Raw genomic sequence first — 22,156 nt, forward strand, 5'->3', positions numbered from 1 at the left:
GGGTGCTGGGCCCGTACAGCGCGCCCCATCCCCGGGACGAGTGCCCACCGTCCGGACACGCAGTGGTCAGGGGATCGCAGCGGGTGGCACCGGCGTTCCTTCCGCCCCGAGCACGGCCATGCCTGAAATGCTGCGTTCATGGCCTTCGTGTCGTTGAGGCGCGGGCCCCGGCGGCGCAAGCCGGGAAAGCTCATCGCCCGCAGGAGCGTCGAGTCCTCGCAGCGACTGGGCCACCATGGCCTGGCTCGCCGGCTGCCGACGCCTGGTCGGCGACGGTGCAGGCGGCGTCCAGCTGGATGGGGAGGGCGAGATCTGCTTGTCGAGCGGGTCCTCGACCCGTGGCGGCTGACGGGCCCACTCCCCGCGGAAGACGTCGCGAAGGCGGCCGGCCTCGCCCTCCGCCGCACCCACAGGACGCGCTCTACGTCGCGCTGAATCTGGCCAGTGCCCAGATGGCGACGAGGTCGAGGACCATGACGGTGATCGACCAGCCCGGGTAGTACGGGATGAACATGAACTGGGTGACCAGGCTCACCGCACCCACTGCCACACCAGCGCCTTTGGCCCAGCTCTGGCCGAGCAGCACCCCCAGACCCGCGGCAATCAGCGCGACCCCGATGACCACGTGCAGCCAGCCCCAGGCTGTCACGTCGAAACGGTAGGCGTACCCGGGTGCCCTGAAGATGGAACCCTGTCCGATGCTGGCGGCGCCCATGAGAATGCTGAGCGTCCCGCTCAACGGCAGTGTCACCCCCGCGAAAAGGTGCGGGCCGGTCACCCACTGGTCGTCGCGGGGCTGCGTCGTGCCCTTCCGCGGCCCACCAGGCATCTCCGCCATTGTCTCCACCTTTCTGAACAGCGCGGAGACCGCCGCGCACCGTGGGGTGGGGACTGCCGCCTCTGACAGGCACAGTCTCGACTCGCATCGATCGCACCGCGACCGCCCGAGGCCATCCGAGCGAAGCCCCTGCCCCGGATCGTTCCGTGGCGAGGCCGCTTGGTGCGGAGCCGGTCAGTAGGCAGCGGGTTCGCGGCTGAGGGGGCAGGTCGTGCAATGACCGCCCCACTTACCCTCCCTGCGGTGCCCGCGGCACGGGACGACCTCGGCTGAGGCCCTGGTCGATCGCGGCCGTCGCCCGATCGGCGGACTTGCCGACCCCGCGGCCATTGCGCAGGTTCCTACAACCGTGTTCACCAAAACTGCGCCAGGCCGCGGGGCTGTCCTGGACACGCGGGTGTACGGGCGGCTGTCGCGCCTCTGTACTGGCAGCCCCCTGCTCTTCCCCGGCGGCCCACTCCGCAGGGGACCCGTGTGGGGCCGATCGCCCGCTTCGCAGGGCTTCGGCGGGCCCCCGCCGCAACGGGCATACGGGGGTACTAGCGACGGCCCCTGCGACGTCGACGGATGAGGGCCACGGTGAGCAGCCCGGCGGCGGTGACGATCAGCGCGGTACGGTTCTTCCGTGCCACCCGCTTGGCCTCACCGGCCCGCTGCCTGAGGGGTTCGGGAGTCGTGTCGTGCACCAGTTGACCGGCGAGGGCCGCCTTGTCGCGCACCTGCGCGGCTGTCGCGCCCTCCGTGTCCCGTAGGGGCTGCGCGGCGTGCGCGACGGTGTCCCGGGCTTGAGCCGCGACACGGCCCGCCTGTTCCCTCACGTCGGCGGCCTTCTCCTGCGTCCTGGCCTTGAGGTCGGTCTTCGCGGTCAATGCCTCGACAGTCCTGCCAAGCCGCTCGCGGGTCTGCTCCACCAGCTCGCGCGGTTCCGCGGGAGCGTGGGCGTCGTGGCCCTGGGGCTTGTCCTCGGACTGCGTCATCGCTTCGCCGCCTCCTTGATCTCCTCCACGTCGGCCTTGACGTTCTCCAGCGCCTCCTGCGGGACCGGAGTCCCCGCCTTGCCGATCTCGTTCTTGCCGACCGCGGCCAGCACGGCGGTGATCCCGGCGAGCAGCGCGGTCACGACCAGCGCCGCCAACCACACCTCCCATACCAACGCCAGTGCGGCGATCGCGGTGGCCGCCAAGGCCTGCAAGGTCAGGACCCCGAACAGGCCGGCGCCACCGAAGAGGCCGCCGCCGCGCCCGTACCGCTTGCCCTTCTGTGTCATCTCGGCCTGCGCGAGGCGCATCTCGTCCCGCACGAGCTGGGAGAGCTGTTGGGAAGCCTGCTGAACCAGTTCGCCCACGGATTCATCGGGGCGAGACTGCCGTCCGCCACTACGGGTGCTGTCGCTCGGATCGACGATGGCCATGCTCGTTCACCTGCCCGTTCCCTCACGGAGTGGTCATCTGCTGTCCGCGTCGGTGCGCGCCTACCCGCACACGGCCGACCCACCCGGCGGGCCTGTCGCTATCTCAGCCGCCGAGGCCATGGAAAGGGCCTGCCGGAACTGAGGCCGCCCTCGTCCCCTCGCCGGTCCGACCGTGCGGCGCCGGGGCGCACGCTCAGGCCTCACCCTTGAGGCGCTGTTTGTCCTCCTCGTCCCACGCCCGGGTGTCGCGCGGCTCGACGTACGGTTCCTCCTGCTCGGGGTGGCCGCCGGCGATCGCTCGCTGGCGGGAGGTCTCCGCGTCGAACTCCAGGCCGAGGAGGATGGCCAGGTTGGTGATCCACAACCACACGAGGAAGACGATGATCCCCGCGAAAGTGCCGTATGTCTTGTTGTACGAACCGAAGTTCGCCACGTACAGCGCGAATCCGGCAGAGGCGATCATCCAGATCAGAAGGGCCAGGAAGCTGCCCGGGGTCACCCAGCGAAAACCGCGGACGCGCGCGTTCGGCGTCGCCCAGTACAGGATTGCGATCATGGTCAGCACGAGCAGGACCAGCACGGGCCACTTGGCGATGGACCACACCGTCATCGCGGTGTCCCCGATGCCCAACGCCGTGCCGAGCTGTTTCGCGAGAGGTCCGGTGAACACGACGATCAGCGAGCTGATCAGCGCCATGACCATCAGGACGACGGTGACACCGACGCGGACCGGCAGCACTTTCCACACCGGCCGGCCCTCGGGGATGTCGTACACGGCGTTGGCGGTACGGATGAACGCCGCGATGTAGCTGGAGGCCGACCACAGCGCCAGCAGCAGACCGACGATCGCCATCACCGAACCCGTACCCGCGTTGCCCTGCAGCTGCTGCACCGCGCTCGTGATCACGTCACGGGCGGAGCCGGGGGCGAATCCGGTGAGGTTGTCCAGCACCTTGTCCGTCGTCGACTTGCCGGTGATGCCGAGCAACGAGACCAGCACCAGCAGTGCGGGGAAGAGCGCAAGGATCCCGTAGTACGTCAGGGCGGCCGCGCGGTCGGTGAGCTCGTCCTTCTTGAACTCCCTCACCGTCCGGCGAAGCACCGCGCCCCACGACTTCTTGCCCAGCCCGGTGGGAGCATCCGGCGCCCGCCGCTCGACATCGGGCTCCGGACCGTACTCCGTCTCCGCCTCCCCACCTCCCGTCGGAGCGCCGCGCGCCTCGTTCTCGACATCCGGATGGGCGGCATCGCTCCCGGAGGATCGATGGTTATGGGTCAGTTTCGGTATCCGTGTCATGTATGCGCCGCTGCCCGGGATACCCGTACGCGAACCTGAAAACGCCCGTGAGATGCCGCCCCAGCTCGAAAGGGCGTAGCACAGGTCCGGCCCTCATGCCGGATGAACTGCGCGGCGGCCGATCGGGGTCTGCGATGATCGCGCCGCTCGCGTCCTGTGGGCGCTGCCCGTGACGACCGCCGAGATCGAGTGCCGGCCGCCCATGATCGCCGCTCGTGGTCACCAGGGCGTAGCGGCTCCAGGTCCGCCAGATGGCGAAGGCCTGCAGAAGCCGACGGTGTTGCCCCATTTGTTCCGCCCACTGAGGACATTGGCGCTCCCACTACTCGGTGATACCGTGTAGCGGTACTCGGCACCACGTAGTACCGACGGGGTTGAGGAGCATCCGCAATGGACGACCTGACGGAGATGCTGAAAGGCACGCTCGAAGGGTGCGTGCTCGAGATCATCGGCAGGGAGGAGACCTACGGGTACGCCATCACCCGCCAACTCGACGAGCTCGGCTTCGCCGACGTCGTCGAGGGGACGGTGTACACCATCCTGCTGCGGCTGGAGCGGAACGGGCTCGTCCAGGTGACGAAACGGCCATCCGGGGTCGGTCCGCCGCGCAAGTTCTACGCGCTCAACGACGCCGGACGCGAGGAGCTCGCGAAGTTCTGGGCGAAATGGCAGTACCTCTCATCACGCATCGACAGGCTCAAGGAGGGCGGGAGATGAACTTCTGGGAGAAGGTCACAGGCAGCGATCTCACCAGGGAGTGGCAGGAGTTCGAATCCCGGGCCGAGGCCCTGCCGGACGACCACCGGGCGGCGTGGGAACAGATCGTCGCCCACCTCTTCCCCTACGGGGACTTCACCGGCCGCAACCTGCTGCCGATCCTCGACTCCGCGCTGGGGCTGCTCGAACTGGCCGCGGCAGACAGGCAGAGCGTCCACGAGGTGCTCGGAGAGGACGTCCAAGGCTTCTGCACCGCGCTGGCCGGCGGAGCGGGCGCCCGGACGTATCGCGACCGCTGGCGCGAGCAGTTGAACAGAAACGTCGCGAGGAAATTGAGCCGGCTGGGAGGCTGACGTGAGCATCCAGGACATCATCGAAGGCAAGAAGCAGTGGCGGGCGCATGTGGCCCGGGTCAGGGCACTGCCGCCGGACTACCGGATCGTCTATGGGGAGATGCAGAGGTACCTGTTCAAGGTCGGACCGATCAGCCTGGCTGACGGGCCGCTGCTCCCCGGCATCGTCGGCTTCTTCGAGGAGGGTGTCGCCTCGGGCAAGGGAGTGCTGGAACTCATCGGCGCCGACGTCGCCGCGTTCTGCGACGACCTGGTCAAGGACTCTCCTACCTACGCGGATGCCTACCAGGCATCCGCCACCGCAGCACACGACAAGTGACGCCCGACGTGCCATGTGCGGCGGCCGGGTTGCCACTTGGTGCGGGACTTGGCGGTTGAGCTTCCGAATCAACGGGGTTGAGCGATCGGGCCGGCGGCCGCAGGCCCGAGCTGGCGGACGGTTTCGTGACACTGCGATACCTGCGATACCTGCGGTACCTGCGATGACGCGTGGCTGCCGGACGCACGGTCATCGGGCCCGGCCGGCGGTGGTAGAGCAGGCCGGTCCCTCCGAACCAGGGGGCGCGTGGACCCCCGCCCATGCGGCGGTGACCGCGCTGGTTCCGCGAGGTCAGGCTCGGTGCGTGTTCAGGCATGGTCCGGCAGGAGCACCGGCCGTGCTCCGGAGGGGTCGGTCTCCGGTCAGAGGATGCGGGTGAGTCGGGTGCTGAGAGAGGGTTCGGTCAGCTCGCGGCCGAGTTCGACGGGTACGCTCCTGGCGGCCGACCCCTCGCCCACGGTCAGCACGCCGATCTCGGCGCCCGCCGCAGCGCTGCGCGGGACCGCGTCGGAGGCCTTCGCCCTCTTCCCGCCGCTGAGGGTGAGTCGCAGTGACTGCCCGGGGACGGCGACGACTCTCAGCTCCGCGCCCGCCACGAGAGGCGTCCGGCCGCCCAGCCCGTCGTCGACGTACCCGACCGTGTCGCCCTTTCGGACCACCGTCGCCGAGGTCAGGGCGCTCCGGACGGACCCTATGACCTTCTTGCTGTTCGCCAGTACCAGGGCCAGGCTCCGGGTCGCGTTGGGATCAGGTCCGTCCGCCCGCTGGTCCATGAGCGCGCCCAGGATCAGCGGGGTCTCGTCGCCGACGGTCTTGTAGCCCGCCCAGACCAGCGCGCCGCCCGCGGGGGTGCTCGAACCGGTCTTGATCCCGCGGATGCTCAACTCGGGCTCGTTGAGAAGGGTGTTGTTGTTGATCAGCCGCTGGGACAGATTCTTGATCTCGGCATCCGGCAGGGCGACCACGGAGCGGAACACGTCGTTCTTCATCGCCGCTTCAGCGAGCTTGAGCTGGTCGACGGCGGTGCTCACCGTGCCCGCGTCCAGGCCGCTCGGATCGGTGTACGTGGTGTCGGTCATGCCGAGTTCGCGGGCTGCGGCGTTCATCCGCTCCACGAAGGCCGCCTCGGACCCGCTGCCGGTGGACCACCGCGCCAGCAGCCGGGCGGCGTTGTTGCCCGAGGGGATCATCAGCATCCGCAACATGTCGAGCTGGCTGTAGGAGCTTCCCTCGGTGAGCCCTTGGATCCGGGACTCGTTCTGGGACCGGCCCTCGGCGACGGCCTTGGCGTCGACGGTGATGGTGGGACCCGCTTCTCCCTTGCGCAGAGGATGATCCCTGAGCACCACGTACGCCGTCATGATCTTGGCTACGCTCGCGGTCGGCACCGGCTTCCGCGCGCCGAACGTGCTGATCGTTCCTGACCCGGGGAGGCGGACGGCGCCCTGGCCCTGCGTGGGCCAGGGGATGGCGAGCTGCCCCTCGACGGTGTGTGTCCGCTCGGCCGCGACGAGACGGGGATCGGGCAGCGGACGGAGCAGTTGGGCGCCGGCCAAGGCGCCGGCGAGGAGCAGCAGGACGAGAGCCGGTGCCTTGATCCGCCGCGCCAGGGGGCGGCGCGGGGTCTCGACCGGGGGAGGGGAGCTCGTCTGCTCGGCGAGCGGGTCGGACGGGCTCTCAGCGAATGCGGCATCCTGCTCCACGCCGGCGGGCGAGGACTCGGACGCGCCGGGGGCTGCGGTCGTCGCGCACGTCGGGACGGCGAAGCTCGCCGTCGGCGTGTCCGGAGCCGCGGGCACGGTGAGGGCGCGAGTGGGCTGGTCGTACTCGCCGCGTCGCGCCCATGGCGGCGTGTCCTGCCCCGCCCTCTCAGTCGCCGGGGATGGCGGCGTGTCCTGCCCCGCCCCCTCAGTCACTGGCGATGCCGGCGCGCCACGCCCCTTGGTGGCCCGGGCCACCGTGCCCAGCACGGCGGTTGCCTGGTCCACGGCCGGCCGCGGCTCCGCTGCGGAAGGGGCCTGGCCGGGTTCCGTACGGGCCGCGGGGGTGGCGGATTCCGGCCCGCCGTCGCCCTGGGGCACGGGCCGGACGGCACCGTTCCCCGCCGATGCCGCCGATGCCGCCGATGCCGCCGATGCCGCCGATGCCGCCGATGCCGCCGGGGCGGCCTCGGCCCGGTCCTCGGTCGAAGCCGTGTTGTTCGTGTCCGGCCGCCCCTGTGCGTGGGATCCGTCCTCGGCCTCCGTCGCGTCCTCGGACGCGGAGATGTCCTCCGGGGAGGAGTCTGCCTCGGGACGGGTCCCATCCTCAGGGAGGGCCGCGGATCTCGTGGCCAGGGGAGCGGTCTTCGGGGTGCCCACATCCGTCAGAGGCGGGGCGGCGCCGCCGTCGGCGGAGTCGTCCGCCAGTGAAGCACCGCTGATGGGTGCTGGAGCGCTCACTCCGGCCGGCTTCCCAGCCTGCGGCTCGGTCACCACGGGCTCAAGCGGCCGCCCATCGCCATGGCCTTCCCCTCCGGCCCGGCCTTCTCGCGCGGTGGCCCGGAGGTCGTCCGACGCAACCGCCGGATCCGTGCTGCTCTCGCGAACCGGAGACTCCGATCCTCCATCCGGTACCGCTTCGTTCGTCATCCCGGCCAGCCCTGCCTTCTCGTTGCCGTGGTTCTCGGGGCCCGTCGCCTCCCGAGACGTGAGCCGCAGAGGTGATGTTCCATAGAACCGATCTTGTGACAGTTCGGTCATACAAGCGCGCGTGGGGGGCTGCTGCTCCGCCGGCCGACGGAACGAAGACCGACGTTGTCCGGTCGTTCACCCGTTCGGAGCCGACTACGTGAGGGCCGCCAGGCCCGGGGGAGCGATGGTGGCGCGTCCGCGTTCATAGCCCTTGAGGAGTCCTCATATGGTCCGCAGGTCGGCCTTGACCACACTGATCACCGGTGTCGCGCCTGCCATGACGTCCACCCCGGCTCTGGCCGATCCGGAGAGGGGGAGAGCGGTGGCGGACAAGGCGGCTGCTTACCAGGCCACGGCTCCCTACCTGCGGCACGTGAGGCCTGTGCGCGCGGGGTACAGACCCGACCGGTACTGCGTGTCCGACGCGGCAGGCGGTTCGGGAGCGCTGGGATACCGGCACTTCAACCACGCGTACGACAACCCGACCGACCCGACGAAGCCCACCGCACTCCTCTACGAGGACGACGGCAAGGGAGGCAAGCGTCTCGCCGGCGTCGAGTGGCTCGTCTTCGACCGTGACCAGGACCTGACCACCGGACGACGACCGGCCGAGCATGTTCGGGACGCCGTTCAAGGGGCCCAAGCGCGGCAACTTTCCCGGTCAGCCCGTGCGACCGGCTGCCTGACGGCAGATACGCGCCACCGGGACCGAGGGCCTGCCCGGCCGCCGGCGGGCGACGGTACGCATGCCTCGTCGGCGATGCGCTCGTCCGCAGTCGGTACGACTCCGTCACCGCCGTCACCGCCGTCACCCCTTCGACGCCGGATATGGGGGCATGTGAAACGCCTGGTGGCGGAGCTGCAAGGATGGCGGGCATGGACATCCGACGCAGGAACAACGTCACCGTCACCGGCAATCCGAGGGGTCCGGTGGTCGTCCTGGCGCACGGATTCGGCTGCGACCAGAACATGTGGCGGCTGACAGCGCCGGCACTCGTCGAGGACTACCGGGTGGTGATGTTCGACTACGTCGGATCGGGCCGCTCCGACCTCTCCGCGTTCTCCGAGGCCCGCTACTCGTCCCTGGAAGGCTATGCCCGGGACGTGGTGGAGGTGTGCGAGGCTCTGGACCTGCGTGACGTGGCGTTCGTGGGCCACTCGGTCAGCGCGATGATCGGTGTGATGGCCGCCGCGATCGCCCCCGAACGCATCGGATCCCTGGTGATGATCGCCCCTTCCCCGCGGTACATCGACGACGACGGCTACCGCGGCGGGTTCAGCGCCGAGGACATCGACGAGCTGCTGGACGCTCTGGAGTCGAACTTCCTCGGATGGTCGGCTGCCATGGCGCCGGTGATCATGGGGAACGGCGAGCGCCCCGAGCTCGGTGAAGAGCTGACCAACAGCTTCTGCGCCACCGATCCGGACATGGCGCGCGTCTTCGCCAGGACCACGTTCCTGTCTGACTCGAGGGACGATCTGAAGGCGGTCGAGGTGCCGACCCTGGTGCTGGAGTGCACCGAGGACGTCATCGCCCCCCGCGAGGTCGGTGCCTACGTCCACGCGGCCGTCCCGGGGTCGACCCTGGTCACGCTCGATGCCACGGGCCACTGCCCGCACCTTTCGGCGCCCGAGGCCACCAACCAGGCCATCAAGAGTTTCCTCGCGGGCCTGCGGTGATGTGCCGAACCGGACAATCGTCGGGGCCCAGCGAGACGGGCGGCGAGGAGACGAGCGATGCCGCGTTCGCGGCGATGCTCGAGGACGACGCACAAGACCTGTACGAGAGCGCGCCGTGCGGGTACCTCTCCACGCTGATGGACGGCACCGTCGCGAAGATCAACAACACGCTCCTGGGCTGGCTCGGCCTCGAGCGGAACGCGGTGGTGGGCCGGATGCGGTTCACCGACCTGCTGACCGTGGGTGGCAAGCTGTACTACGAGACACACTTCGCACCCCTGCTGCGGATGCAGGGGGAGATCGCCGGGATCGCCCTCGAACTGCGGCAGGCCGACCGCAGCCGACTGCCCGTACTGGTCTCCAGCACCGTCAAGCACGCCGAGGACGGCGAGCCGCTGCTGATCCGTACGTCCGTCTTCGACGCCCGCGACCGCCGCGCGTACGAGGAAGAGCTCCTCCGCGCCCGGAAGGCGGCCGACGAGGCCACCAAGCAGGCGCAGGCCGACCGGGCCCGCCTCCAGGACGCCCTCGCCGTGCTCCAGCAGTCGCTCCTGCCCACCACGCTGCCGCAGGTCCCCGGAGTCGAGACGGCCGCCTACTACCACACCGCCTCCCCCGACCGTCTCGGCGGCGACTTCTACGACGTGTTCCCGATCGACGGCAAGCGCTACGGCTTCTTCCTCGGCGATGTCTGCGGCAAGGGCCCGCAGGCAGCCGCGGTCACCTCACTCACCCGCTACACCCTGCGGGCGGCCGCGCTGCACGACCCCGAGCCGGTCGCGGCCCTGGCGACCCTCAACACGGTGCTCCACGAGCGCTACACGGGCGGAGACCCGCGCTACTGCACCGCGATCGTCGGAATCCTCGCCCCGGACCCGCACACGGGGCTGACCTCCGTACGGCTGGCATCCGGCGGCCACCCCCCGGCCCTCGTGCTGCGCGCCGACGGCCGGACCGAGTATCTCCACACCACTGGAGGCCTGCTCGTCGGCATCCTGCCCCGACCGAACTTCGCCGCTGTGGACACCACACTCGCCCCAGGCGACACGCTGCTGCTCTACACCGACGGCCTCACCGAGGCCCGTACGGGAGCGGACCGCGCGGACCTCTTCGGCGACGAGGCCCTCCAGGACTTCGTCGCCGGCCACGCCGGCGGATCGGTGAGTGGCGTCATCGACGCCCTGACCGGACTCCTGGCCGGATTCGGCGAAGGACTCGATGACGACACCGCTCTCCTCGCCCTCGGCGTCCCCACCCCTCCGGCCTCCGTCCTGTAGTGAAGAAAACACGATGAGCGCATTGAAGATCACTGTCCGAGAGTCCACGGTCGGCCTCGTCCTGGAGATCAAGGGCGAACTCGACTACGCCAGTGCCGACGAGGTGCGTGAAGTGCTGCCCACGCTCACGCTCAGCGCGGGACAACGTCTCGTCATCGACCTGGACGGCATGGAGTTCTGCGACTCCAGCGGCATCACCGCCCTGATCGCGGCACGGAACCGAGCCGAGGCGGCCCAGGCGGACATCGCCCTGGCATCCGTACCCGCCAACACCCTGCGCATCCTGCGCCTGGTCGGCCTCGATCAGGTCTTCGCCTTCCATCCCGACGCCGAGACGGCCTTGCGCGGCTGAGGCACGGCGGGAGACCCAGGACGGCTGCGAGGCGGTGAACGGCGGGGGAGAACCCTCCTCTCGTGGCGTGGACGGCCCTGCACGGTGCGGGAGGCGGCCCGCGAGAACGGGTGGTGACGGTCGTGTTCGGGATCCGCGGCATCGGTTCACTGTTCTACCTGGCCTCCGCGTTCGGCCCAGGGACCGCTTCGACGCGTACGCCGACGAGCTGTGGGCCGTCACCGCGTTCACCGTCTTCCTGTCGGTATTCCTGCACGGCGCGGCCGCAACACCGGTCATCCTCCGACTCGACCGCCTCCGCCGCACCCCGCCCACAGCCCCTTGATGCCGCCGAGCAGGGTTCGGTTCGGACGCGTCCGCAAGCGCGTCCTGCTCACGCCCGATTTCGCCGTTCAGCCTTGAGCGTCCGGCGAAGGCGAGCCGCTTCCGGCGGTGAGGGCGACCTGGGCGGTCCAAGCCGAGGGCGCCTGGGGCGGCTCCCAGCTCACCGTCACGTCGGTGTCGTCGCAGTCGCGCGAGAGTTCCGTCTCGATCACCACAGCCGCGGCCCGCGCGTCTCGCGGGTCGGTGTTGATCGGCACGTCCAGCCGCCCAGAGCATTCCGCTGTCGGTATGGACACTGTTCGGGCTGGCTGGGTGGAGGATCGACCGCCGCAACACGGAGTGGTGCCGTGCCTGCACGGCAGGCTGAAACCTGCAGGGCTGGTCGTCGATGAGATACCTAGGCCGCTCAGCGGGCGCTCCGTTCGGCGGATGCGGCTGCATAGTGAGCTTGGGCCGAGATCGTCAGAGGGTCGTCTTCGCCGAGGAGCGGGCCGCAGATGACCAGGACCTTCCCGTAGAGCCGAATGGCCTTCCCCAGGTCTCCCGCCGTGTGATGGGCGAGCGCGAGGTTGTGGGCGGACGTGAGGACATCGACGTGGACCGGGCCGAGAAGACGCTTCTGCGCGCGGAAAGTGGCCTTCAACAGGGGGAGAGCCCGCGTGATGTCTCCTGTCTCCAGGAGAGCGAGACCGAGGTTGGCAGCCGACTTCAGAGTCTGGGGGTCGTCGTCGCCCAGCGTCCGGCGGTGGGAGGCGAGAACTCGTTCGCAGAGTGGAACGGCCTTGGCCGCGTTCCCCGCGTCGCGGTGGGCCGAGGCGAGCCCGTGCAGGGCGTTCACGGTCTCGGGATGGTCCTCGCCCCGCCTGGCGACGTTCGTGTCGACGGCCTGCTCCAACAGGGGGATCGCCGGGCCCGGGTTCCCGGCGTCCAGATGGGCGGATGCCAGGTTGAGACGGGTGGCGGAGAGGTTCGGGTGTTCTTCGCCCAGCGCGCGTGCGCTCGAGGCGAGCGCCTTTTCCAACAGGGGGATCGCCTTGTCCCGCTCCCTCCTCTCCAGATGGATGAGGGCGAGGTTGTTGAGGGTGTTGAGAGTGTCGGGGTGATCCTCGCCGAGCACCCGCCGCCGGTCGTCGAGCACCTGGACGGAGAGCAGTAGCGCCTGGCCCAGGTCTCCCGACGCCCGGTGGGCTCCCGCCAGACTCTCGCGGGCGGCGAGCGTGTCGGGGTGCTCCTCTCCCAAGACCCTCAGCCGGTCGGCGAGTACCTGCTCGCAGAGCGGGATCGCCCGTGCCGTGTCCCCCACCGCGGTGTACGCGTCGGCGAGGTGGCCGCGCGCCGTGAGCGAGTGCGGATGGTCGTGGCCCAGGGCTCGCGCCCTGTCTTCGACCACATGCTCGTACTCCTCGATCGCCTGGTGCGGGTCTCCGGCCGCCTGGTGTGCGGAGGCGAGGTTGGCGCGGGTGGCGAGGGTGAGGGGGTGGTCCTCTCCCAGGGCCTCCTCCTGGCCTCGGCGGAGCCGTTCGTACAGCGGCACGGCTCGGGCCGGATCTGCTGCCGCCTGGGACGCCTGGGTGAGGATGAGGCGGGCGGCGTGCGTGTCGGGGTGGTCCTCCCCCAGAACCCGGGCGCTGACGGCTGCGTTCCGCGTCTGCAGTTCCAGCGCCCGGTCGAAGTGTCCTGCCGCCAGGTAGGCGGTCGCCAGATTGGAGCGGGTCATGATGGTGGCGTAGTGCGCTTCGCCTCCCAGGCGGAGGCTGACGGCCAGTGCCTGCTCGGTCATGGCCGTCGCCCGGTCCACCTCCCCGGCCTCCAGAAGGACGGCCGCGAGATTGACCTGGGCCCCGATGCTGAGTGGATGTTCCTCGCCCCAGTGCCGAACGGTCGCCGCGATGGCCCGCTCGAACAGGGCCACCGCGCCGCGCAGGTCACCGGTCGCATGGCGGGCCGCGGCGAGGTTGTTGAGGACGTCGGATGTGTCCGGGTGGTCCGTACCCTGCCTTCGTTCCCGATAGGCGAGGGCTCGCTCGAGGTGGGGAACCGCTCGGTCGGCCAGCCCCTGGCCGTGGAGGTAGCCCCCCGCCTGGTTGAGGAGTGCCGCCATGTCCGGTAGATCGTCATCGGTCTCGGTGTGGTGAGCCAGGGCGTCGATGTGCGGGATCAGGCTGCGCCACCGGGGCCATGAGGCGGGATCCCGCCAGGACATGGGACTGACGACCTTGTGCAGGGCGACGGTCGCGTAGACGCGGGCCATCTCGACGAGAACCGGATCGCGGTGAGGGTCGGCGGGGTCGGGTGTACGGGCCAGCCCTTGCACGAGACGGTGCATGCTGAGCGAACGGGTGGCCGGGTCGACATCGATCATGCTGTAGGCGTTCAGGAGACCGATGGCGTCGGCGACCTCGCGCGGAGTGGGCATCGGCTCGAAGGGGTGGTCGGGAACGCGGTCGAGGAGGTCGGCGGGGATGCGGTCGGGGCCGTACCAGGCCAGGACGCGCAGGGCGCCGACGGCGAAGGGCTGGAGTTCGCCGACGCGGTCCAGTGTCACGCGCCAGACACGGGCGACCGTGTGCTCGGCGGCGGTGCGGCCTTCGCCTCCCCGCTGGTACGTCCCGCCCGGGTCCGCGCGCAGGAGGCCGAGGTAGTCGCGCGGGGTGAGCAGCGGGTTCTGCGCCAGGTACTTGGCGGCCTGGACGACCCCGAGAGGCAGATGGCCGAGGTCGGCGCACAACTCGGCGGCGCCGTCCAGGTCGCGGGGGCCGGCCGCGGTGGTGATGCGGGTGAGGAGGGACAGGGACTCGGCCGGGTCCAGGACGTCGAGCCGGATGACGGTGGTGGCGGTCGTCCAGGTCGTGGCGAGCCGGCTCGTGATCAGAAAGCGGCCGTTGGGGGCGCGAGCGAGCAGCCCGGCGATGTCGGCGGGGTCGGTGACGTTGTCCAGGACCAGCAGCCAGCCGGTATGCCCGGCCAGCCATTGGAGGGCGTACTCGGCCAGGGCGGCCGTCGTGAGCACCTTGGCCAGGGCCGGCTGCAGGGCGATGGCCAGTGCGGCGAGCCCCTGCTGGACGCCGGCGGGACTGTCGGCGGTGATCCATCGGACCGGCTTCAGCCCGTGGGAGCGGGCCCGGGTGGCCACCCAGTGGGCGGCCAGAGCGCTCTTGCCGACCCCGCCCAGTCCGTGCACCGCCTGGAGATGCACCTGACCGAGGGACTTCAAGGCCGAGTCAAGAGCCTGGAGTTCGGCATGCCTGCCCACGAAGTGGCCAGGCAGGTAGGGCAGATCGTCCATTCCCCGCGGGGCCTTCACCTTGGCCGCAGCCCGTAACACCTCGGGTGGCAGCAGCACGCTGGAGTGGTCGTTGTAGATGCCCGTGACCGCGATGCCACCGTTGTCGGCGACGGCGTTGCCGGACGCTGTCACCTGCTGGACGACAGGCGAGGAAGGGACGTCCCCCCTCACTCGCACTCCCTCGACGGCGGTGCCCCGTGCCGGGCTGCGCCCGCCACCGTCCCGTCGTCTGCCCCAGCGCCATTTGGCCACGGCCGCCCCCCCCGGATCCCTCGGACCTTCGCTCTCCACCTGACGGCTACGCGTCGGCGATGCCGCTGACCGCCCGGGATCCCGGGCCGGTGGCCTCGGCGTCCCCGGTGTTCACCGCTCGCGCCGGCCGTCGTCCGCCTCCGCCGGTGCGCTCGACGCCCGAGACCGCGCGACCGCCGTCCCTGGCCACCGCCCTTCCGGTGGCCGCGGCCAGGTCGCCGTCCGGTCCCGCGGCGAGGGCGAGCAGTGCCCGCAGCTCCTCGGCCACGCGTTCCCGGTCCCCGGGGTCCAGGCTCTCCAGCATGAATTCGAAACGTTCCTGCCAGACGCCGACCTGACGGGCCCGCTCCCGCTCCGGATCCTCGGTCGTACCCGGTTCCAGCGCCCTCGAGGTCCGGTCCAGGCGTTCCAGCTCGGCCCGGCCTCGCTCCGCGTCACCACGCCCGAGGAGCTCGGCCACCCGGCCCCGCATGCCGTGCCACGCGTCCGTCCCGGCCGCCTGCACCACGGCACCGCCCGCGGCCGCCGCCAACGCCGTCAACGCTTCGACCAGCACAGTCCTCACCCCCGTTTTGCGGGCCGCCCCCTGGGTCGGCCCGCACCGAAAGACAGCGGAACCACCCTAGAGAGCCGACGGATTCCCTGAAGGAGAATCCGCAGATCCGAGCAGCCCGCCGGGCAGTGTAAGGGTGGTGGATCAAGCGGTGGTGGTACGTCGTCCCGCAATGTCCGATACCGATGGGTGACCGGGTACGCCCGCGGTCGCGTCGATGAGGACGAGTTGGAAGCCGCAGGGTTGTACGCGCGGTGAAACCGCACGCCTCCTCCGACGGGTCTGCCACCGTCATCGGGCAATGGAACACCCCCGCGTCGGCGGAGGACCCGTCGTTGTTCGGTGAGGTGCCCTGCTCGAACGGAACACCCCGGCGTCGGCGGGGAGGACTTCGGCCACGTCCGCATCGACACGATGCGGCTCGGAGCGCCCCCGCGTCGGCGGGGAGGACCAGCGCCACTGCCGTCGCGCCAAGGGCGCGCGCGGTCCTGCGATACCTGGATCTGGGCGCAGACGCCGGTGTCGTCATGGACGACGCAAACCATGTCCAGGCAGAGGAAGGAGGGGGAGCCCGCGACGCGCGGGAGCATGGCGAGTGGGGAGCGGCGAGGCCACGCTGATCGGCCGGCTGTTCCACGTGTCGTACACGGTGGAGGGCACGTGGCGGCTGCTGAAGCGGCACGGCTGGAGCTGGCAGCAGCCCACTCGACGGGCGGTCGAACGCGATGACGACGCGGTCGAGGTATGGATGAAGGAGACCTGGCCGCGGGTAAGAGCACCGCGGCGGAGCGCGGGGCCTGGATCGTCTTCGAGGACGGGGCCGGGCAGTCGATGACTCCGCCGCGTGCCAGGACCTGGGGTCGGATCGGGCGCACGCCGGTGGTCCGCGTGCGCGGCCGAGGATCCGGCCGGGTCTCGATGGCGGGCATGGCCTGCTCCAAGCCGGGTGGACGGTCCCGGCTGATCTACGCGATCCGCGAATATCGGGGCCGTAAGGGGGAGCTGAAGGGCTTCGGCTGGCGCGACTTCCGGGACCTCATCGTCCGCGCTCGGATCCAGCTCGGCGGCCCGATCGCGCTTATCCGGGACAACGCCCGCATCCACCTCGTGCCGCCGCTGAAGGGGTTCTTCGAGGCCAACGCGGACTGGCTCACCGTCTCCCAGTTGCCCACTACGAGCCCGACCTCAACCCGCAGGAGGGCATCTGGTCGCTGGTCAAACGCGACATCGGCAACCTCGCAGCCGCGGACCTCGGCCAGCTGACCCGGGCCGTCAAGCGCAAGCTCAAGATGATCCAGTACCGCCCACACCTCGTTGACGGCTGTCTCACCGGCACCGGTCTCGCCCTCGATGGCTGAACGGTCGAGGTCGTCCTTGCACCTCGGCACGGATGGCGTCGGCAGCGGTCACGTCCCGGTGGCAGCATCCTCCGGCGTCGGCGGATAGAGGTCGAGCACGACATCGAGCCCCAGAGCGCCGACCTCGGCGAGCAGGTGAGCCGGCAGGACGCAGCCCCCCTGGCCGTTTTCACTGCCGAACCCGAGAACCACCTCCAGATCGCAGGCATCAGATAGCCGCATCAGCTCCTCACGGTGCCCGTCGAGCAGCCTGACCAGTGCCGCCACATGTTCCTCCGGCCATCGGTCGCTGCCCAGGCCGCTCCAGCGAATCCACACGTTGACCTCACGCCGGACGCTGCTCGGGTTCCGAGGGGTCGTCAGGCTTCCTCGCTCGAATTGATCATCCGGCGCGATCCCCAGGCGAGCCGAGATCTCGCTGGCGCCCACCGTTTGGCTCGTGATCCGCAACGACCCGGCGGACCACTTCGTATCCGGCATCGGCTGCCGCAACATCAGGTTCTCTGGCACGCCATCACGATCGCAGGCTGTCCCGTCCAAGGCCACTGACTTCTTGGCGCTCCACCAATCGGAGCCCCCGAACTTCAGCCACCCGACACCACGAGTTCAAGTTCAATAGTGTCCGGGCGTGACCCTGACTGACCTCAGCAACGGCTTCCGTGACGACAAACAGAGGCGCCGCGTCCAGGCGGTCATCCATGATCGCCTGGCAGACGACCGCGACGCGCAGGAGTGTCGCTTCCTCATGCGGTTCTGGTGGCAGCTGAGCATGTCGTACCGCGAGGTGTCGATGCGGGATCTGAGTCTGAACGTCAGCCGGGAGAAGCTCGCGGCGCTTGAGGCGCTGATCAACGCCATCCGGTCGTCCCATGCTCAGATCGATGCATGGGCCGCGGGCGCCGAGCGGGCCTTCCCGGTTGTTGAAGATCGTGGCTTTCGAGGTTCCTCGGGCAGCGAGGGCTAGGACGCCGGCAGCCTCTTCAACCGTCGCCAGCAGATGAGACTGCAGGCGAGGCTGAGGAAGGCTTCGTGGATGTCGTCGCGTATCTCCCAGCGGATCCGCAGCCGGCGGAACCAGTGCGGGTGGGCGAACGCGCGTTCCACGACCCACCGCTGGGTGCCCAGGCCGGAGCCGTGGTCGGTGCCGCGGCGGGCGATCAGCGGTTGCACTCCGAGGTCCCAGACCTGCCGGCGGTACTTGTCGTGGTCGTAGCCGCGGTCGGCGAGCACCATGTCCGGGCGGTGCCGGGGCCGGCCGCGCTTACCCCGCACCGGCGGCACAGCCTGGAGCAGTGGGATCACACGGGTGACGTCCTCACGGTTGCCGCCGGTCAAAGTGGCGGCGAGCGGGATGCCGGTCGCGTCGGTGATCAGGTGATGCTTGCTGCCCGTCCTGCCCCGGCCGACAGGACGTCGTCCCGTCTTGGGTCCCCCTTCAACGCCCGGACGTGGGAGCCGTCGACGGCCGCCAGGGAGAAGTCCAGGGCGTTCGCGCCGCGGAGCTCGGCGAGCAGAGTCTCGTGCAGCCGGGGCCACACACCGGCCTCGGTCCACTCGGCCAGCCGGCGCCAGCAGGTCATGCCCGAGCCGAAGCCGAGTTCCTGCGGCAAGTGTTCCCAGGCGATCCCGGTGTGCAGAACGAACAGGATGCCCTGGAACACCAGCCGGTCCGGATGCCGCTTGCGCCCGGGATGCCGAGCCCGACGCTCCACCTTCGGCGGCAGCGGCTCGACCACCGACCACAGTTCATCGTCGACTTCCCATGACTTCGGTCGCGCCACTCTGCACCCCCGGATCGTCAGTTCCGGAGCGATCCAACCACCTCGAAGATCATTTTGTGAGGAGTTCTAAGTGCCCGAGCGCGTACCGCAGTCCCTGCGACCGCACTCGCTCCCACTGCGCCGGCCGCTGCCGCTGGACCACCCAGGCGGCCACCGCACCGCCGGCGAGAAGCACCAGCGTGAGGGGAATCCACGGGTGGGCGGCCAAGAAGTTGACCAGACCGGTGAGCAGCATCCACGCGGCGAGCAGACCGCCGCCGACGAGGACGAGCTGCTCGCCTCCGGATGTTTTGTGTGAGCGTCTCCGGGTCGGGCGGCGTGGCGCGGAGCGCCGGCTCACCGTGTGTCCCCATTCCGGTCCCACTTGATCGGGTACGACACGGTCGGCTTGGGCCGCGGAGCGGTCTCGTTCCATCCGGGCCACTTGATCGGATACGACACCGTCGGCGCCGGGCGGGGCGTCGCCTTATCTGCCGCGGGCCATTTGATCGGATAGGTCACCACCGTCGTCGCCCCTGGCGCCGGTGCGCGCCGCGGACTCGTCTCCGTGCCCGACGACATGCCCGAGCCGCCGAACACGAGCACAGCCGCCACGATCCCTATCGCGTACGCGGTCTGCTTGCGCGTCCCAGCCGGCGCCCTCCAGTGCTCCCGGACCGCCGTCCCGTCCCGCCTGATGTATCCCCTCACTAACGGCAAAGCCGTCCCTCCCCAGGTCACGGCGCGAATCCCGCGCAACAGGCCAATCTAGCGGCCCCCACTGACAGAAGGTTGCCTCAAGGTGTAGGCGAGCCACTCGCGGCCGTGCCCACCGGCGGGCGGGTCGGGTACCTGGACGACATCGAGGTCGTCGACCGCTACCACGAGGCCGCCTTGGTCGAGGTCATCGAGGCGAAGGCCGCGCACCGCCACCCCAAGCCCGTCGCTGGGGAACCGGAGCCGCTCGCATCGACCTTCTCTGCACCATCGATCGGCCTGGAGTCTGTTGCTGGTATGGATCAGGCGGTGGGTGCCTCTGCGATCTCTTTGCGCATCGCGTCAGTGAGCGCGACGTGTGTCGCCGCGTCGGTCGCGTATTCACCTCGCCAGCTGTCCTGCATCCTCTTGGACGTGGAGCGGCGGTGATCATTGAGAGCGTCCACCACTTCTTGCCCTCCGATGAGGAAAACGAGATTGAAGGCCTCACGCCACGAGGCCGTGGCGGCTTGGATCTCCGCAGCGGTCTCCGCTGGAATCCGCGCTCTCGCTTCGAGAGGGTCCGATGGCGCTGGATCGAGGGCGGCGATCACCGTCTTCACCTCGAGAAGCTGCTGGGTGAGGCGGTTCCAGGTAGACAGATAGTGCGAGTAGGTCTCAAACCGATCTTGCCGGAGCTGCTTGGTGTGCTCCCAGCGCTCTCCTCGCTCGGCGGTTCGTGTCTGCCATCTGTGGTTGAGGATGGCTGTCACGAGAGCGATCGCGCTGGTGATCAGCACTCCTCCGAGCGCGCCGGCAAGCGCGAACCACGCGCTTTGGCTTCCGGTGTTGTCCGCAGCCGCGCTGACGAGGGCAGGAGGCGCAGTCACCATCGAGGCTCCCGGTTCTGGGTGGGCGAAACTCATCGTAGGACTAGACGACTTACCCGGTTAGCGGATCGTCAAGTTGGTGCAGTCAACAGACCGGGGCATGCAACCGGGTGCGGTGTTCTGGCGGGCCACGGCAGCGGGGGTCACCGCGCCGCGAGCATTCGGTCTCTGCCGCTCAGACTGCGGGGGCCAGGGGCCGCGGGCGCCGAGGGGTGTTCGAAGCGAGTGACATCCAGGCGGAAAGGCGAAGGGGCCGGGGGGGGGGCGGCCCCGGGGGGGGGGGGGGGGGGGGGGGCCGGCCGGGGGGAAACCCGAGACCGGGTTTTGGGGGGGGGAGTGGGGGGGCGCCGCGGGCGCGGTCCGCGGGGGAGGTCCGGGGGGCGGGGGGGGCGGGGGGGGGGCCCCCCCGGCCCCCCCCCCCCCGCCCCGGCCCCGGGGCCGCCCCCCCCCCCCCCGGGGGGGGGGGGGGCCGCCCCCCCCCGGCCGAGGTCTACCCCGTGACGCTGTATGGGGAGGGCAATGTCGGGGTCAGCCGAGGACGGTGACGGCTGCGTAGTACTGCTGGGCGACGGCTTCGCATGCTGCGATCTGGAACGCCGGCTTGGCCTGGACGTACCGGCCTGAACCGAGGGGGCGGTTGCACTCCTTCTTCATGTCCTGGAGAAACACCGCGTCCGTCTGTGCCTTGGGGCTGTCCGCTCCGAGTCCGGTCACACCGGGGACTCCGAAGCGCATGCCGTGCTCGCCGAGGAGCGCGCGGTAGTTGCGGTAGCCGAAGTCGTGCCGGGTGCATGCCGCCCGGAAGTCGGCGCCGGGCTGATCCGGTGCCTTGGTGCACTTGTCGGCATCCCAGTTGAACCCGTGGATGTCGGGGTTGTTGTTGACGAGTACGTCTCCGCGGGCGGCCGCCCAGTCGTTGAACGACTGCTGTCCGAGCTGCATGAAGGCGCGTACGCGTGCGAGCTTCTGTTCCTTGGTGACGGAGCTGGACTCCACCGTGCCGGCCGTCTTCTTCCACGTGCGGTCGGACACGTGCTTGAAGACCGCGGAGCGGTCCGGCGACACCCCGTAGACGTCGTCCGTGGAGCTGACGAAGGTGGAGCCGGGCCCACCGATCTTCGTCCACTTGCGGAACAGGACTGAGTACCGGTAGACGTCGCCGGTCTCCTTGGAGACCTTCAGCACTCGGCCTTCACCGCCGTAGATGTGCTCCGCCGGTCCGCTGATGCGCTGCCATCCGCCGTGCTGGGCCCATTCGTGGACGGAGAGGCGGTCGGGGGCCAGGCCGTACAGGCTGCGGGTGCCGACGACGAACTCGGCGCCCGGCCCGCCGATCTGGGTCCACTGGCCCTGGTGGTAGCGGTGGATGTTCCCGTCGAGCGTGGTCATGAACACTCCCGCGCGGCCCGCGTGGATGTCCTTGGCCGGCCCGCCGATCCGCTGCCAGCCACCGGATCCCCATGCGTTGACGGAACCGTCGCCGGCGAGCGAGTAGAGCCGGTCAGCGCCGACGGCGAACTTCGTGGCAGGCCCGCCCGTGAAGAACCACTTGCTCTGCTCCGTGTCGTACCGGTAGATGCTGCCGTCGACGGGCGAGGTCGCGAACAGTCCAGCGCCACCGGCATAGATCGCCCGTGCCTCGCCGCCGATCTTCTTCCACACGCCGTGGTCGGCCGCCTCATAGACCGCAGACCCGTCCTCGGCCAGCGCGTACACGGTCCGGCCGGATGCCGCCAGGGACGACACCTTGCTGGGTGATCCCGACGCGTTGACGTGAGCGACCGTGTCGGGGCGCTGTGTCGTGGTGCCTGCGGGGTCGTCGACGCCTGTGGTCCCGGCCCATGCCAGCCCGCCCACCCCCAGGGCTGTCACCAGCGCCAGACTGACCATCCGCCCACCGCGCCCGGTCCTGCCTTCGGCGGTAGCGGCTCCGGTGCGGCGTCGCAGCAGTGACTTCATCTCTCGTTCCTCCTCGGTCGGGTTCGACTGGGAGGCCCACGCTGGCCGCAGCTGGGGGATGTCCGTTGTCCGAAGGCGTGAATGTGCAGGTCAGCAGGTGGACAAGTGCCCGTTGTCCGCGGACAGGAAAGTGTCCGCAAGGTTGGGCGGGGCACTGCTGCA

At 70.0% G+C, this 22,156-nt stretch carries 20 protein-coding genes and 1 pseudogene; 9 read left to right on the plus strand and 12 right to left on the minus strand.

Translation table 11 applies throughout. The features are described from left to right. Positions 1-421 precede the first annotated feature (421 nt). The 4 genes from ACZ3IJ_RS04390 to ACZ3IJ_RS04405 form a co-directional block, all read right to left on the minus strand. Positions 422-838, minus strand: a complete 417-nt coding sequence (locus ACZ3IJ_RS04390) for a DUF7144 family membrane protein (protein ID WP_467466170.1) — start codon at positions 836-838, stop codon at positions 422-424. Positions 839-1,377: 539 nt separating this feature from the next. Next, entirely contained in the window at positions 1,378-1,815 is a 438-nt protein-coding gene (locus tag ACZ3IJ_RS04395) for a DUF3618 domain-containing protein (protein WP_467466171.1), read from the minus strand. Then, on the minus strand, positions 1,812-2,249 hold the full coding sequence (locus ACZ3IJ_RS04400; RefSeq protein WP_467466172.1) for a phage holin family protein: 438 nt from the start codon (positions 2,247-2,249) through the stop codon (positions 1,812-1,814). Before ACZ3IJ_RS04400 ends, ACZ3IJ_RS04395 begins: the two co-directional genes overlap by 4 nt. 193 nt (positions 2,250-2,442) lie before the next feature. Then, positions 2,443-3,546 carry a YihY/virulence factor BrkB family protein gene (locus ACZ3IJ_RS04405; RefSeq protein ID WP_467466173.1) on the minus strand — a complete coding sequence of 368 codons (1,104 nt, stop codon included), beginning with the start codon at positions 3,544-3,546 and terminating at the stop codon, positions 2,443-2,445. A 390-nt stretch (positions 3,547-3,936) separates the two neighbouring features. Between ACZ3IJ_RS04405 and ACZ3IJ_RS04410 the strand changes: the two genes are divergently transcribed. From ACZ3IJ_RS04410 to ACZ3IJ_RS04420, 3 genes are read left to right on the plus strand one after another with little or no spacing between them, the layout of a single operon-like run. Further along, entirely contained in the window at positions 3,937-4,263 is a 327-nt protein-coding gene (locus ACZ3IJ_RS04410; RefSeq protein ID WP_467466174.1) for a PadR family transcriptional regulator, read from the plus strand. After that, positions 4,260-4,616 (plus strand): DUF1048 domain-containing protein, encoded by a 357-nt coding sequence (locus tag ACZ3IJ_RS04415; RefSeq protein WP_467466175.1) that lies wholly within the window; start codon positions 4,260-4,262, stop codon positions 4,614-4,616. The genes ACZ3IJ_RS04410 and ACZ3IJ_RS04415 overlap by 4 nt, the downstream gene beginning before the upstream one ends. A 1-nt stretch (position 4,617) precedes the next feature. Further along, the gene (locus ACZ3IJ_RS04420; protein ID WP_467466176.1) at positions 4,618-4,935 is read left to right on the plus strand and encodes a DUF1048 domain-containing protein; all 318 of its coding nucleotides are present in this window, start codon (positions 4,618-4,620) and stop codon (positions 4,933-4,935) included. Between the two features lie 362 nt (positions 4,936-5,297). Here ACZ3IJ_RS04420 and ACZ3IJ_RS04425 read toward each other — a convergent pair whose 3' ends face one another. Continuing rightward, on the minus strand, positions 5,298-6,734 hold the full coding sequence (locus ACZ3IJ_RS04425; protein WP_467466177.1) for a D-alanyl-D-alanine carboxypeptidase family protein: 1,437 nt from the start codon (positions 6,732-6,734) through the stop codon (positions 5,298-5,300). 1,749 nt (positions 6,735-8,483) lie between these two features. On the opposite strand from ACZ3IJ_RS04425, the gene ACZ3IJ_RS04430 reads away from it, so the two are divergent. From ACZ3IJ_RS04430 to ACZ3IJ_RS04440, 3 genes are read left to right on the plus strand one after another with little or no spacing between them, the layout of a single operon-like run. Beyond that, the gene (locus tag ACZ3IJ_RS04430; protein ID WP_467466178.1) at positions 8,484-9,287 is read left to right on the plus strand and encodes an alpha/beta fold hydrolase; all 804 of its coding nucleotides are present in this window, start codon (positions 8,484-8,486) and stop codon (positions 9,285-9,287) included. Next, positions 9,287-10,564 (plus strand): PP2C family protein-serine/threonine phosphatase, encoded by a 1,278-nt coding sequence (locus ACZ3IJ_RS04435; protein ID WP_467466179.1) that lies wholly within the window; start codon positions 9,287-9,289, stop codon positions 10,562-10,564. Before ACZ3IJ_RS04430 ends, ACZ3IJ_RS04435 begins: the two co-directional genes overlap by 1 nt. A 13-nt stretch (positions 10,565-10,577) precedes the next feature. After that, positions 10,578-10,916, plus strand: coding sequence for an STAS domain-containing protein (locus tag ACZ3IJ_RS04440; RefSeq protein ID WP_391796037.1), 339 nt, complete (start codon positions 10,578-10,580; stop codon positions 10,914-10,916). Between the two features lie 392 nt (positions 10,917-11,308). Here the strand turns inward: ACZ3IJ_RS04440 and ACZ3IJ_RS04445 are convergent, their stop codons facing one another. The 3 genes from ACZ3IJ_RS04445 to ACZ3IJ_RS04455 all read right to left on the minus strand — a co-directional run bounded on the left by ACZ3IJ_RS04445 (position 11,309) and on the right by ACZ3IJ_RS04455 (position 15,334). Next, a complete protein-coding gene (locus tag ACZ3IJ_RS04445; RefSeq protein ID WP_467466180.1) occupies positions 11,309-11,497 on the minus strand; it encodes a hypothetical protein in 189 nt (62 codons plus the stop codon). 149 nt (positions 11,498-11,646) lie between these two features. Next, positions 11,647-14,658, minus strand: a complete 3,012-nt coding sequence (locus tag ACZ3IJ_RS04450) for a tetratricopeptide repeat protein (RefSeq protein WP_467466181.1) — start codon at positions 14,656-14,658, stop codon at positions 11,647-11,649. Positions 14,659-14,824: 166 nt separating this feature from the next. After that, positions 14,825-15,334 carry a hypothetical protein gene (locus ACZ3IJ_RS04455; protein WP_467466182.1) on the minus strand — a complete coding sequence of 170 codons (510 nt, stop codon included), beginning with the start codon at positions 15,332-15,334 and terminating at the stop codon, positions 14,825-14,827. A 610-nt stretch (positions 15,335-15,944) separates the two neighbouring features. Between ACZ3IJ_RS04455 and ACZ3IJ_RS04460 the strand changes: the two are divergent. Then, positions 15,945-16,689: pseudogene (locus ACZ3IJ_RS04460) on the plus strand (transposase); the annotation flags it as partial. A gap of 48 nt (positions 16,690-16,737) precedes the next feature. On the opposite strand, the gene ACZ3IJ_RS04465 reads toward ACZ3IJ_RS04460, so the two are convergent. Beyond that, a complete protein-coding gene (locus tag ACZ3IJ_RS04465; RefSeq protein ID WP_467466183.1) occupies positions 16,738-17,199 on the minus strand; it encodes a DUF4279 domain-containing protein in 462 nt (153 codons plus the stop codon). Positions 17,200-17,317: 118 nt separating this feature from the next. On the opposite strand from ACZ3IJ_RS04465, the gene ACZ3IJ_RS04470 reads away from it, so the two are divergent. After that, a complete protein-coding gene (locus tag ACZ3IJ_RS04470) occupies positions 17,318-17,653 on the plus strand; it encodes a hypothetical protein (protein WP_467466184.1) in 336 nt (111 codons plus the stop codon). On the opposite strand, the gene ACZ3IJ_RS04475 is transcribed toward ACZ3IJ_RS04470, so the two are convergent. Beyond that, positions 17,650-18,470, minus strand: a protein-coding gene (locus ACZ3IJ_RS04475; protein ID WP_467466185.1) for an IS5 family transposase whose coding sequence is annotated in 2 segments (ribosomal slippage) — positions 17,650-18,128 and positions 18,128-18,470 — 822 coding nt in all. Because the reading frame shifts where the segments join, the coding sequence is not laid out codon by codon here. The two genes, ACZ3IJ_RS04470 and ACZ3IJ_RS04475, sit on opposite strands and share 4 nt — an antisense overlap. 70 nt (positions 18,471-18,540) lie before the next feature. On the opposite strand from ACZ3IJ_RS04475, the gene ACZ3IJ_RS04480 reads away from it, so the two are divergent. Continuing rightward, complete coding sequence (locus ACZ3IJ_RS04480) at positions 18,541-18,768, plus strand: hypothetical protein (RefSeq protein ID WP_467466186.1); 228 nt, start codon at positions 18,541-18,543, stop codon at positions 18,766-18,768. A 700-nt stretch (positions 18,769-19,468) separates the two neighbouring features. Here ACZ3IJ_RS04480 and ACZ3IJ_RS04485 read toward each other — a convergent pair. Both ACZ3IJ_RS04485 and ACZ3IJ_RS04490 read right to left on the minus strand, forming a co-directional pair. Then, complete coding sequence (locus tag ACZ3IJ_RS04485; protein WP_467466187.1) at positions 19,469-20,071, minus strand: hypothetical protein; 603 nt, start codon at positions 20,069-20,071, stop codon at positions 19,469-19,471. 492 nt (positions 20,072-20,563) lie between these two features. Next, positions 20,564-21,994 (minus strand): phospholipase A2, encoded by a 1,431-nt coding sequence (locus ACZ3IJ_RS04490; protein ID WP_467466188.1) that lies wholly within the window; start codon positions 21,992-21,994, stop codon positions 20,564-20,566. Positions 21,995-22,156: the final 162 nt, after the last annotated feature.

The sequence above is a fragment of the Streptomyces sp. NPDC013317 genome (genome assembly GCF_055563155.1).